Annotated in this window: 13 protein-coding genes; 8 read left to right on the forward strand and 5 right to left on the reverse strand. The window is 67.7% G+C overall.

Going from position 1 to position 11,415, the window contains the following annotated elements; translation table 11 throughout:
- Positions 1–1,041: a WD40 repeat domain-containing protein gene (locus ACO1BU_RS17585; protein WP_424137270.1), complete on the forward strand. Its 1,041-nt coding sequence runs from the start codon at positions 1–3 to the stop codon at positions 1,039–1,041.
- Positions 1,042–1,062: 21 nt separating this feature from the next.
- Complete coding sequence (locus ACO1BU_RS17590; RefSeq protein ID WP_424137271.1) at positions 1,063–1,890, forward strand: aldo/keto reductase; 828 nt, start codon at positions 1,063–1,065, stop codon at positions 1,888–1,890.
- A gap of 105 nt (positions 1,891–1,995) precedes the next feature.
- On the opposite strand, the gene ACO1BU_RS17595 is transcribed toward ACO1BU_RS17590, so the two are convergent.
- Positions 1,996–2,346, reverse strand: coding sequence for a hypothetical protein (locus ACO1BU_RS17595; protein ID WP_424137272.1), 351 nt, complete (start codon positions 2,344–2,346; stop codon positions 1,996–1,998).
- A gap of 164 nt (positions 2,347–2,510) precedes the next feature.
- Between ACO1BU_RS17595 and ACO1BU_RS17600 the strand changes: the two genes are divergently transcribed.
- Positions 2,511–2,945 carry a DUF3775 domain-containing protein gene (locus tag ACO1BU_RS17600; RefSeq protein ID WP_424137273.1) on the forward strand — a complete coding sequence of 145 codons (435 nt, stop codon included), beginning with the start codon at positions 2,511–2,513 and terminating at the stop codon, positions 2,943–2,945.
- A 15-nt stretch (positions 2,946–2,960) separates the two neighbouring features.
- Here the strand turns inward: ACO1BU_RS17600 and ACO1BU_RS17605 are convergent, their stop codons facing one another.
- Together ACO1BU_RS17605 and ACO1BU_RS17610 are read right to left on the reverse strand one after the other, a co-directional pair.
- Positions 2,961–3,602, reverse strand: coding sequence for a DUF1194 domain-containing protein (locus tag ACO1BU_RS17605; protein ID WP_424137274.1), 642 nt, complete (start codon positions 3,600–3,602; stop codon positions 2,961–2,963).
- 166 nt (positions 3,603–3,768) lie between these two features.
- Complete coding sequence (locus ACO1BU_RS17610) at positions 3,769–4,437, reverse strand: phosphoribosyltransferase (protein ID WP_424137275.1); 669 nt, start codon at positions 4,435–4,437, stop codon at positions 3,769–3,771.
- Positions 4,438–4,528: 91 nt separating this feature from the next.
- Between ACO1BU_RS17610 and ACO1BU_RS17615 the strand changes: the two genes are divergently transcribed.
- The 5 genes from ACO1BU_RS17615 to ACO1BU_RS17635 are packed head-to-tail and all read left to right on the forward strand — an operon-like array spanning position 4,529 to position 9,744.
- On the forward strand, positions 4,529–6,127 hold the full coding sequence (locus ACO1BU_RS17615) for an ABC transporter substrate-binding protein (RefSeq protein ID WP_424137276.1): 1,599 nt from the start codon (positions 4,529–4,531) through the stop codon (positions 6,125–6,127).
- Positions 6,128–6,129: 2 nt separating this feature from the next.
- Positions 6,130–7,143 (forward strand): ABC transporter permease, encoded by a 1,014-nt coding sequence (locus ACO1BU_RS17620; protein ID WP_424137277.1) that lies wholly within the window; start codon positions 6,130–6,132, stop codon positions 7,141–7,143.
- Positions 7,140–8,162, forward strand: a complete 1,023-nt coding sequence (locus tag ACO1BU_RS17625) for an ABC transporter permease (RefSeq protein ID WP_424137278.1) — start codon at positions 7,140–7,142, stop codon at positions 8,160–8,162. Before ACO1BU_RS17620 ends, ACO1BU_RS17625 begins: the two co-directional genes overlap by 4 nt.
- Positions 8,159–9,010, forward strand: a complete 852-nt coding sequence (locus tag ACO1BU_RS17630) for an ABC transporter ATP-binding protein (RefSeq protein WP_424137279.1) — start codon at positions 8,159–8,161, stop codon at positions 9,008–9,010. The genes ACO1BU_RS17625 and ACO1BU_RS17630 overlap by 4 nt, the downstream gene beginning before the upstream one ends.
- Entirely contained in the window at positions 9,007–9,744 is a 738-nt protein-coding gene (locus ACO1BU_RS17635; protein ID WP_424137280.1) for an ABC transporter ATP-binding protein, read from the forward strand. Before ACO1BU_RS17630 ends, ACO1BU_RS17635 begins: the two co-directional genes overlap by 4 nt.
- Here the strand turns inward: ACO1BU_RS17635 and ACO1BU_RS17640 are convergent.
- Together ACO1BU_RS17640 and ACO1BU_RS17645 are read right to left on the reverse strand one after the other, a co-directional pair.
- Positions 9,741–10,784: a glycosyltransferase gene (locus ACO1BU_RS17640; protein WP_424137281.1), complete on the reverse strand. Its 1,044-nt coding sequence runs from the start codon at positions 10,782–10,784 to the stop codon at positions 9,741–9,743. The two genes, ACO1BU_RS17635 and ACO1BU_RS17640, sit on opposite strands and share 4 nt — an antisense overlap.
- Before the next feature lie 76 nt (positions 10,785–10,860).
- Complete coding sequence (locus tag ACO1BU_RS17645; protein WP_424137282.1) at positions 10,861–11,415, reverse strand: sugar O-acetyltransferase; 555 nt, start codon at positions 11,413–11,415, stop codon at positions 10,861–10,863.

Raw genomic sequence — 11,415 nt, forward strand, 5'->3', positions numbered from 1 at the left:
ATGTCGGACGTCGCCGAAGCGGATTTCCTGCTGGACCAGCGCGGCACGGGACGCGAGCTTGGCGCCTGGGTCGTGGATGTGGCCTTCGGGCGCGAGGGCCGCTCCATCGGCTTTGCACTTTCCGATGGCAGCGTGCACCTGGCCTCCCCCGCCGACCACCAGGCGGAGTGGACGCGCACGGAAGTGCATGACGGCGCCGGGCTGACCCTGGTGCCCGACGCCACCAACGGCCTGCTCTCCGGCGGTGATGACGGCAAGCTCATCCGCATCACGCCGGATGGCGGCGCGGAAACCATGGCCGAGTTCGGCATGATGAAGTGGGTGAGCCACATCGCCACCCATCCTTCGGGCCTGCGCGCCGTGGCAGTGGGCAAGCATGTCCACCTGATCGATGGCAAGGGCGCCAAGCTGAAGGTGCTCGGCCCGCATCCCTCCACCGTCGGCGGCGTGGCGATCGATGCCAAGGGCAAGCGCGTCTTCGCCTCCCACTACAACGGCGTCTCCGCCTGGTTCGTCGGGGCGAAGGAGGACAAGCCGCGCGTGCTGGAATGGAAGGGCAGCCATCACGCGATCGCCGTTTCGCCGGACGGGCAGAACGTGGTGACCGCCATGCAGGAAAACGCGCTGCATGGCTGGCGCCTGACGGACAGCCAGCACATGCGCATGTCCGGCTATCCTGCGAAGACGGCCTCCCTCTCCTTCACCGCCAAGGGCCGCTGGCTCGCCTCCTCCGGCGCCGATTCCGTCGTGCTCTGGCCCTTCTTCGGCGGCGGTCCCATGGGCAAGGCGCCGACGGAGATCGCGGGCGGCGACCAGGTGATCTGCACCCGTGTCGCCTGCCATCCGCAGCATGAGGTGGTGGTGGCGGGCTTCGCGGATGGCCTCGTGCTGATGGCGGAGATCGCTTCAGGCAAGGTGGTACCCGTCGCGGCGCCAGGGCGCGGACCCATTTCCGCCCTGGCCTGGAATGCGGCTGGAACGCATCTGGCCTTCGGCACGGAGACGGGCTTCGCCGCGCTTCTTGACTTGGCGAAGCGCTGACGCGCCCCCACCCTGGGGCGCATGAGCGATCGAATCACAACACCCCTTATCTCCATCCCGCGGCTCGGCCTGGGCACCTACAGGCTCACCGGAGCCGCGGGCCAGGCCGCGGTCGAATCAGCCCTGTCCATGGGCTACCGCGCCCTCGACACGGCCGAGATGTATGCGAATGAGGCGGAGGTCGGCGCCGGGCTGAAGGGTTCCGGCGTGCCGCGTGGCGATGTCTTCGTCACCAGCAAGGTATGGTGGGACCATCTTGGCCCCGGCGAGATCCGCCAAGCCTGCGAGACTTCCCTTAAGAAGCTCGGCACCGACTACCTCGACCTCTATCTCGTCCACTGGCCAGCGCCGGAGATGGATCTGCATCGTGTCATGCATGACATGGCACGGCTGCGAGAGGAGGGCCTGACCCGCGCGATCGGCGTGGCGAATTTCCCTGCCGGCCTGCTGAAGCGCGCGATCGAAACAGGCGTGCCCATCGCCGCCAATCAGGTCGAGTATCATGCGCTACTCACCCAAAACCGCCTGCTGGAAGTCACGCGCCCCCATAACATCGTGTTGACCGCTTATTCCCCTCTGGGACGAGGGCTCCTGGCCGACAACCCGGAGATCCGGACGGTCGCGGCTCGCCACGGCGCGACGGCCGCACAGGTCGCGCTTGCCTGGCTGCTGCGGCAGGACGGCGTGGCGGCTATTCCGAAGGCAACACGGCCAGAATCGCAGCGCGGCAACCTCGCGGCACTGGAACTAGCGGGCAAGCTGACGGCTGAGGATGTCGCGGCCATCGACGCGTTGCCGAAGGATCAGCGCTTCGTGGATCCGGACTTCGCGCCCGACTGGAACGCATGATCAATTGAAGGAGACCGGGGAGAAGAAGTTTTCCCCGGCCTGCTCGTGTTTTTCCTCGAGTTCGGAACGCGCCGGATTCAACGGCGCGCGGCTTATCCGGCCTGATCAGGTATAGCGCACGGGATGCGGGGAGCCGGCCGGCCCGACGCAGTAATGCACGGCCGGCCGCAGCACCGGCTCCGGCTCGGTCACAGCCATCGGCACTTCATCAGCCAGGGCCTGCGGGGCAGGGCGAGCGGCAGGGGCCCGCCGGCGCGGCTGGGCCTGCGCGTGCCGCTCAGCCCGCCGGGGCACGCGCCGCTCCGCCCGGACCTCACGCTGGAATACAGTGGCGCTGCTCGAAATCGGCGCTGCCACATCACACATGGTCGCATTGACGAAGAGGGGCACATCGGCGGCCCGGGCAGCCGGGGCCAGCGTGAGAAGGCCAATCAGAGCAATCGCGCCTGCCTTCATTTTGAGAACCCCACTTCATAATGTTTTCAGGAACTTGGCGACTCTTGTTGCATCGCCCTCTGCGGAATGAACGCGTGCTCCGGGAGTCGGTTTCGCGAAGCCGACGGGCGGGTCAAGCGTTGGGCGGGCGGCAGCAACTCCAAAACGCGATCGGGACCCCCTCCATGAGCGACAAGCCCACAGGACTCCCCGGCATCCCGCAGCAGGATGACGATGACGAGGTGGATCTCGGCATCAGCCTGCAGGCGGTGGCCAACATCATCGATGCCGCCCGCGCCTCCGATGAGACCGAGGAGGACGAGGCCAATGAGGACGCCAAGCTGGAGACGGCCGATGCCAGCAAACCCGACCTGACCGGCGAAAGCCTGGAGACGCTGATCGAGGAACTGAACGAGGACGAACAGGCGGCCCTCATGGCAATCGCCTGGATCGGCCGTGGGGATTACGAGCCCGACGAGTGGGAAGAGGCGCTGAATCTCGCGCGGGAGCGGAATGAGGCCGATCCAGCGGCCTATCTCATGGGCATTGATATGCTGGGCGACCTGCTGGCGGAGGGGCTGGCCGCCTTCGGAATCGTGGTGGAGGAAATCGAGCGCTGATCCAGGCCCGGCCGGTCAGCCGAAGACCGGCCCTGGCAGCCCTGCAATCTCCCGCACCAGCTTGCGCCGCACCGCGTTGCCGAAGGATTCGAAATCCTCGGCGGCAATGAGGAATGCTCCTTCACCACCGATCACTGCTTCGCGGTAGTACTGGTCCAGCGGCATGGGGGAAGGCCGCCCGAAGGTGGGGCGGTCATTCATGATGGGCAGACCATTGATGGTGACGCCCTGCGCCACGACACGGTCCCGCACGGCCTCGACCGGCACACCACTATTGTTCACCCCGTCGCCGGAGACGTCGATCACCCGCCGCGTTCCCTCAAAGGGGGATTCCGTCAGGGTCCTCATCGAGAAATCCAGCCCGCCGGAGATGGAGGTCCAGGACAGCGCGACACGCGGCGCCTGTTCCAGCGCCTCGGCCCAGGCCTCGGCCTCCGCCGTGCTTCCGATATGCGTCCAGGGAATCACGAGCCGCTGATAGTCAGAGCCTGCCCATTCGACATAGGCGACCGCGATCGCGCCCATCATCCCGGCGCGGATTGCTTCCAGCACCCGTGGATCGGTCATCGCGCTTCGATAGCCCTCACGCTGCAGCCGGGCTTCGTCATCGTCGATGGAGCGGGAGACATCCACGGCGAGCACCAGGAGCAGGTCCACCGACTCTTCCGCTCTGCCTGCACCTGGCGCCACAGGAAGCATCGCGGCGCTGCTCGCCGCGAGAAGGGACCGACGCCGCATGGAGCACCGCCTTGCCGTGGAATGCCACGATCAGATCAGGTGCACTCCGATACACGCAATGGTTTTGTCGCAACGCACGATCTTGTCAGCGCGGTAGCATCACCTCGGGCCGCGTCGCCGGGTCCGGCGCCCATCCGCCGGGCACGCGGCGCAGCAGCGGGGCGGCGAAAGCAGCGCAGACCGGCACTTCTCCAGGCCAGGAATCCCGCCAACGATCTCCCTGGGCCATGGCGACGCAGAGCCCCACCGGGCGCACCCCGGCCGCGCCGAGCAGCACCAGCCCAGCCAAAGCGGAACTACCCGTGCTGACCACATCATCCACCAGCAGCACGCGCCGCCCGGCCAGCCGCGGCAGGATTCGCGGGTCCAGCCACATCCGCCGCTCCCGCGGGGTGGTGGAGGAGGAGACGGGCACCGACAGCGCCTCCTCATACCAGCGCTTGCGTGAATAGCCGGCGGCCACCCAGTTCGCATGCCCCAGCGCCTCCCCCACCAGCGGGGCCAGGGCATGGCCCAGCGTCGGCAGGCCGCAGACCACCTCTGCGCCAAGCGGCCGTGCTGCCTCAGCCATCCAGCCCGCGATCCGGCGCAGGACGAAGAAGGAGGCCTGATTGACGATCAGCCCAGTGACCGCGACATCACCGTAGTCGCGAAGCGGCAGGCGCAGGGCCGATCCGTCGGGCATCGGAAGTGCCGCGCTCTCCCTATAGGGTGGCGCATCCGGGGCGGGTTCAAATCTCTGCCAGAACTCCATGGGTTCGCGCTTGGCACAGCACTTGATGATGGTCCAGCCTTGTGGAACGACCCAGCCTCGGGCATCGCGCCGCCCTGACCGGAGACGAAGCATGACGACCCGCCGCAACCTGATGGCCGCCGCCGGCACCGCCTTCCTTTCCTGGGACGTGGCGGTCCGCGCCGCCCAGGCCCAGACGCCGCCCGGCGTGCTGGTGATGGCGAAGCAGATCGACGACATCATCACGCTCGATCCCGCCGAGAGCTTCGAGTACACGGGCGGCGAGATCTGCGGCAATGTCTACCAGCGGCTCACCACCACTCCGAATGAGGATCCCTCCCGCCTGACCGGCGATCTGGCCGAGAGCTGGACGGCGAGCAATGACGCGAAAACCTTCACCTTCCGCCTCAAGGACGGGCAGAAATTCGCCAGCGGCAAGGAAGTGACGGCGGAGGACGTGGTTTACTCCCTCCAGCGCGTGGTGGCGCTGAACAAGAGCCCGGCCTTCATCATCAACCAGTTCGGATTCACAAAAGACAACATGGCGCAGACCATCCGCGCCACCGATCCCCGCACGGTGGTGCTGACCACGGCCGAGCCGACCGCCACCTCCTTCCTGCTCTACTGCCTCTCCGCCGCCGTGGGCAGCATCGTGGAGAAGGCCACCGTCTCCGCCCGCGCGCAGGGCGATGACTGGGGCAATGCCTGGATGAAGGGCAATTCCGCCGGATCCGGGCCCTACAGCATCGTCTCATGGCGCGCGAGCGAGGCGGTGACGCTGCAGGCCAACCCGAATGCCGCCCGCCCCGCCGCCACGCGCCGCATCATCATCCGCCATGTCGCCGATCCCTCGGCGCAGCTCCTCGGCCTCCAGCGCGGCGATTACGACATCGCCCGCAATCTTGCCTCGGACCAGATCAGGACCCTGTCCGGCGACAACCGCTACACCGTGCTGTCGCAGCGCAAGGCCAGCCTGATCTACATCGCGATGAACCAGAAGAACCCGATCCTGGCCAAGCCGCAGGTGCGCCAGGCCATCAAGATGGCCATCGACTATGAGGGCATCCAGAAGAACATCGTTCCCAGCAACTACGCGGTGCATCAGGCCTTCCTGCCGGAGGGCCTGCCCGGTGCCCTGACCGAGAAGCCCTTCAAGGCCGATGTGGAAGCCGCCAAGCGCCTGCTGGCGGAGGCCGGCCATCCCGACGGCTTCGAGTGCAGCTTCGACTTCTTCTCGGGCGCCCCGGTGGGCGACATTGCCCAGGCCGTGCAGGCGAACCTGGCCGCCATCGGCATCCGCCCGCGCATGCTGCCGGGCGAGATGCGCGCGGTCATCACCAAGACCCGCGCGCGCCAGCATGACCTGGCCCTCCTGCGCTGGGGCTCGGATTATTTCGACCCCCACAGCAATGCCGAGGCCTTCAGCATGAACCCCGACAACGGGGATGATGCGCGCAACAAGACGCTGGCCTGGCGCTCCGCCTGGGAGATCCCCGAGCTGACCGCCCGCACCATCGCCGCCGTGAAGGAGACCGACACGGAGAAGCGGGTCGCGATGTATGAGGACCTGCAGCGCGACCACCAGAAGCAGAGCCCCTTCGCGATCATGCTTCAGGAGCTGGAAGTGGCCGTGACGCGCAACAATGTCCGCGGCCTGAGCATCGGCGTCATCAACGACCGCACCAACTACGCCGCGATCGCCAAGGCCTGATCTTGAGGGCACGTCTCCGGGCGTTGGCGGCCACCGCCGCCAGCATCCCCATCACCCTTCTCGGCCTGGCGCTGGTCACCTTCTTCATCGGCCGCGTGGTACCGATCGACCCGGTGCTGGCGGTGGTAGGTGACCGCGCCCCGGCTGATGTGGTCGAGCGCGCGCGGATCGAGCTGGGGCTCGACCAGCCCCTTTATGTCCAGTTCTGGCGCTACTTGACGGACATCCTGACGGGGAATCTGGGCCGGTCGGTGATGACCTCCAATTCCGTCTGGGAGGACATCGCCCGCTTCTTCCCCGCCACCTTCGAACTGGCGACGCTGGCAATCCTCATCGCGGCTGTCCTCGGCATCGGCCTTGGGGTGCTGGCCGCCACGCGGCAAGGCTCCTGGGTGGATCAGGCCGTGCGGGTCTTCTGCCTGGCCGGGCATTCCGTGCCGGTCTTCGTGCTGGCCCTGGTCTCGCTGCTGGTCTTCTACGCCTGGCTGGGCTGGCTGCCCGGCCCCGGCCGCCAGGGCATCGTCTATCAGGACATGGTGGAGCCCGTGACCGGGCTGCTGACGCTGGACGCCGCACTGGCCAATGACTGGCCGGCCTTCTGGGATGCGGTGGCACATCTGATCCAGCCCGCCGGCGTGCTGGCCTTCTTCTCCCTGGCCTATATCGCCCGAATGACGCGCGCCTTCATGCTGGCGGAGCTGCGCAGCGAATACGTCACCACCGCCCGGGCCAAGGGTCTTTCCCCCGCACGCATCGTCTGGCGCCATGCCTTCCGCAACACCGCCGTGCCGCTGGTGACCGTGATTTTCCTCACCTATGCCGGGCTGCTGGAGGGCGCGGTGCTGACCGAGACGATCTTCGCCTGGCCCGGCCTGGGCCAGTACCTCACCGTGTCGCTGCTGAATGCGGACATGAACGCGGTGCTCGGCGCCACACTGGTGGTCGGGCTGATCTATGTGGTTCTGAACCTGCTGGCGGACCTGCTCTATCGTCTGATGGACCCACGCACCCGATGACAGGCCCGACACCCGGCAGCCCGATTGCCGATGCCGCGACCACCACGGCGGCCGTGGAACCAATTCCGGCCGATGCGGTGCCAGAGGCCGCGGGCGCCCCGCCGCCGCCTGCACCGGGTGCCGTTCCGCGTCGCCGCCAATGGCTGCTGACCGACGCCCCGGCCTCGCGCTCCCAGGCCGCCTGGGGCCGCCGCTACCAGGCCTGGCTCGCCTTCCGCCGCAATCCACTGGCCGTGGCGGGGCTGTTGGTCATCCTGGTCATGCTGGTGCTGATCCTGCTGGCGCCGGTGCTGGCCACGCATGATCCGGGCATCCAGGAACTCGGCAACCGCCTCGCCGCTCCTTCCGCCCAGCACTGGCTCGGCACGGATGAACTGGGCCGCGATGTCTGGTCCCGGCTTCTCTATGGTGGCCGCATCACGCTGGGCATGGTGATTGCCGTGGTCGTGCTGGTCGCACCGGTTGGCCTGCTGGTCGGCTGCGTGGCCGGCTATGCGGGCGGGATCTGGGACCGGCTGCTGATGCGCGTGACCGACGTTTTCCTGGCCTTCCCGCGCCTGATCCTGGCGCTGGCCTTCGTCGCCGCCATGCGCCCGGGGGTGGAGAGCGCGGTGGTCGCCATCGCGCTGACGGCTTGGCCGCCCTATGCCCGCCTGGCCCGCGCGGAGACGCTGACCATCCGCCGCACCGATTATGTCGCCGCGGCGCGCATGACCGGCGCATCCCATGCCCGGATCGTGCTGCGCCATGTGATGCCGATGTGCCTGCCCTCGCTGGTCGTACGGGTCACGCTGGACATGTCCTCCATCATCCTCACCGCTGCGGGCCTCGGCTTCCTCGGCCTTGGCGCCCAGCCGCCGCTGCCGGAATGGGGCACGATGATCGCGACCGCCCGGCGCTTCATCCTGGAACAATGGTGGGTCGCCGTGATGCCCGGCATCGCCATCTTCGCGGCGTCCCTCGCCTTCAACCTGCTGGGGGATGGCCTCCGCGACGTGCTGGACCCGAAGCAGCGATGATATCCGGTGAGCCATTGGTGGCGGTGCGGAACCTCCATGTCGCCTTTCCCTCCGCCACCGGCGTCACCCAGGCCGTGCGCGGCGTCTCCTTCTCAATCGGGCGGGAGAAGCTGGGCATCGTGGGGGAGAGCGGATCGGGCAAGTCCGTCACCGGCCGGGCGCTGATGCGGCTGTTGCCCGGCACGGCGCAGGTCCGGGCCGATGTGCTGCGCTTCGGCACCACCGACATCCTCCAGGCCACAGACCGCGAGATGCGCGCCCTGCGCGGCGGCCGGATCGGCCTGGTGCTGCAGGACCCGAAATATAGCCTGAACCCCGTGGTGACCGCGGGCGCCCAGATCGCCGAGGCCCTGCGTGCCCATAGCCGGATGGGCCGGAAGGAGGCGCGCGAGGCCGCACTGGGGCTTCTGGAAAGCGTGAAGATCCGCGATCCGCGCCGCGTCCACGACGCCTATCCGCACGAGCTTTCCGGAGGGATGGGACAGCGCGTGATGATCGCCATGATGCTCGCCCCCAATCCCGATTTCCTGATTGCCGACGAGCCCACCTCCGCCCTCGACGCCAGCGTGCAGGCGGAGATCCTGGGCCTGATCGAGGAGCAGGTCGACCAGCGGGGCATGGCGCTGATGCTGATCAGCCACGACCTTCCCCTGGTATCCCGTTTCTGCGACCGCGTGGCCGTGATGTATGCGGGGCAGGTGATGGAGGAGATGCCCGCCGCCGACCTCCACAAGGCGACGCATGGCTACACCCGCGGGTTGCTGGAATGCCTGCCCAGCCTGACGGAGCACCGGGACCGCCTGCCAACGCTGAAGCGCGATCCCGCCTGGCTGGCGCCGCGCGCATGATCAACATCGAGAACCTCGATGTCCGCTTCGGGACGAATCACGCGGTGCGCGGTGTCTCCTTCCACGTAGCGGGAGGCGAGACTTTCGGGCTGGTGGGGGAGAGCGGCAGCGGCAAATCCACTGTGCTGCGCGCTATCGCCGGCCTGATCACCGAATGGAGCGGCCACATGGCCGTGGGCGGGCAGCCCCTGGGCCGCCGGCGGGATCGGGCCTTCTTCCGCATGGTCCAGATGGTCTTCCAGGATCCCTATGGCTCGCTCCATCCCCGCCAGACCGTGGACCGCATCCTTGCCGAGCCGCTGGCCGTGCATGGTGTGCGTGATGCCGATGCGAGGATCGCCCGCGCGCTGGAGGAGGTGGCCCTGCCGCGTACCGCCCGCTTCCGCTACCCGCACCAGCTCTCCGGGGGCCAGCGCCAGCGCGTGGCGATCGCCCGCGCCCTGATCGCCGATCCGCGCGTGTTGCTGCTGGACGAACCCACCAGCGCCCTCGACGTCTCCGTGCAGGCGGAGGTGCTGAACCTTCTGGCCGATCTTCGCGCCGCGCGCGGCCTTACCTGCATTCTCGTCTCACACAATCTCGCCGTGGTCGCGCATCTCTGCGGACGACTGGCGGTGATGCAGGGTGGGAAGATCGTGGAGATGCTGGACGTGGCGGCGTTGCGCGCGGGCCGCGTGGTGCATCCGCACACGCAGGATCTGTTCAGACTCTCGCGCGACCTGGAAAGGACCTAGGAACCCTCCACCAGTCCCAGCTGCCGGGCCATGTGCAGAAGCCGGTCCGCCGCCTGTCCGATCGCCTCCACGCCATGATGCGCGTGGGCATAGGCGAAAGCCGCGCGGCCCATGTGCTCGATCCGCTCCGGATCAGCCAGCAGCGCCTCGACCTCAGCTTCCAGGCTTTCGGGCGTGACGAGCAGGCCGTGCACCCCGTGGACGAATCCGCTCGGGATGACGTGGCGGAAGGCGATGACGGGCCGCCCACAGGCCATGCCCTCCACCACTGATCGCGCCAGCCCTTCCTGCAGGGCGGGGTGCACCATGATCCGCGCATCGCGAATATAGCCGAAGACGTCGTCGTGCCGGCGGTGGCCATAAAAGCGCGCCTTGCTTCTCGGCGGTGCGGCGGCCCGGATCTGCTCCAGCATGGCACCACCGCCGACAAAGGCGATCCGGAACTGCCTGGACAGTCCGAGCAGTGCCGCCTGGTTCTTCCGCGGGCCGTGGAAGGTTCCGACATTGACAATGTCGTGCCGCGGCACGGAGGGCGGAGAGCCGTCCCCGCAGAGATGGGCATCGATGTATTTGGGCAGGACGAGTGTCCGGCCGGCGGCATGGTGGGATGCAAAGGCGCTCCGGCACTGCCCCTCATGCTCGGCCAGCACCAGCATGGCCCGTGGAAGCAGCCGGTCCGTCACGGCTCCGCCCACGATAAAGCCGAAGGCGGGTTCGGGCACCAGGCGTTCCTGGAGGAAGGACGCGATCGCGTAGTGCAGCCCCTTATAGAGCACGAGATCCGGGCGGAAGGCAGCAAGGGACCGGAGCATGGGCGTGCTCACCCGAAGGGCATGCGGGTCGTCCGGATTGTCGGCCGGGAAGAAGGCGGCCGCGATGCTGCCATCGAGGTACACTTCCTCTTTCTCCTCCGCACCGGCATGCATGCGGAACAGGTGAACAGCCGTACCATGGCCCCCGAGCGCGCGAAGGAGATGCAGTTCGCGCCGGGCACCTTCCATGCGCCGGTCCGCATGGCACATCACCACCGCGATCCGCATCAGCCTTCCTCACCGCCCCGGTACCAGACCCGCCGGGGTATGACGGAAAAGGGCGTGCTACGCATGGCCGAACCGTTCATCCGAGTTGCCGCACCACCCGCGCCGGGTTTCCCACTGCCAGCACACCTCCCGGCAGGTCGCGGTTCACCATCGCCCCTGCACCCACCACCGTGTCATTCCCGATCGTCACCCCTGGCAACACGATGCAGCCGCCACCCAGCCAGACATTGCGCCCGATGGTCACGGGGTGTGCGCTTTCGATTCCCGCCGCGCGAAAGCCAGCCTCCAGCGGATGGGTGGCCGTGTAGATCTGCACGGCGGGCGCCACCTGGCAGTGATCGCCGAGGGTGATCGGCGCGCAATCCAGGAAGACACAGTTGAAGTTGATGTAGCTGCCCATACCCAGGCGGATGTTGCTGCCGTAGTCGCAACGGAATCCCGGCATCACCATTGTCTTGTCGCCGATGCTGCCCAGTAACTCTTCCAGCACCGCGCGGCGCGCCGCCTCGTCCTCGGGCCGCAGGGCGTCCATCTGCTGGATCAGGGCCCGCGCGTGATAGCGCTCCGCCAGCAGGTCCGGGTCCATGCCGTCATAGGGCAGGCCGGCCAACATCTTCTCGCGTTCGGTCAT

This window comes from Roseomonas chloroacetimidivorans (assembly GCF_049629625.1).
In the GTDB taxonomy this organism is placed as follows: domain Bacteria; phylum Pseudomonadota; class Alphaproteobacteria; order Acetobacterales; family Acetobacteraceae; genus Roseomonas; species Roseomonas chloroacetimidivorans.

What these genes read in the sequence shown, in the direction of transcription:
- ACO1BU_RS17585 (WP_424137270.1), top strand. Translation starts at nt 1, where the DNA reads ATGTCGGACGTCGCCGAAGCGGATTTCCTGCTGGACCAGCGCGGCACG.
- ACO1BU_RS17625 (WP_424137278.1), top strand. Translation starts at nt 7,140, where the DNA reads ATGACAGGCCCGACACCCGGCAGCCCGATTGCCGATGCCGCGACCACC.
- ACO1BU_RS17595 (WP_424137272.1), bottom strand. Translation starts at nt 2,346, where the DNA reads ATGAAGGCAGGCGCGATTGCTCTGATTGGCCTTCTCACGCTGGCCCCG.
- ACO1BU_RS17640 (WP_424137281.1), bottom strand. Translation starts at nt 10,784, where the DNA reads ATGCGGATCGCGGTGGTGATGTGCCATGCGGACCGGCGCATGGAAGGT.
- ACO1BU_RS17630 (WP_424137279.1), top strand. Translation starts at nt 8,159, where the DNA reads ATGATATCCGGTGAGCCATTGGTGGCGGTGCGGAACCTCCATGTCGCC.
- ACO1BU_RS17645 (WP_424137282.1), bottom strand. Translation starts at nt 11,415, where the DNA reads ATGACCGAACGCGAGAAGATGTTGGCCGGCCTGCCCTATGACGGCATG.
- ACO1BU_RS17615 (WP_424137276.1), top strand. Translation starts at nt 4,529, where the DNA reads ATGACGACCCGCCGCAACCTGATGGCCGCCGCCGGCACCGCCTTCCTT.
- ACO1BU_RS17635 (WP_424137280.1), top strand. Translation starts at nt 9,007, where the DNA reads ATGATCAACATCGAGAACCTCGATGTCCGCTTCGGGACGAATCACGCG.
- ACO1BU_RS17600 (WP_424137273.1), top strand. Translation starts at nt 2,511, where the DNA reads ATGAGCGACAAGCCCACAGGACTCCCCGGCATCCCGCAGCAGGATGAC.
- ACO1BU_RS17610 (WP_424137275.1), bottom strand. Translation starts at nt 4,437, where the DNA reads ATGGAGTTCTGGCAGAGATTTGAACCCGCCCCGGATGCGCCACCCTAT.
- ACO1BU_RS17590 (WP_424137271.1), top strand. Translation starts at nt 1,063, where the DNA reads ATGAGCGATCGAATCACAACACCCCTTATCTCCATCCCGCGGCTCGGC.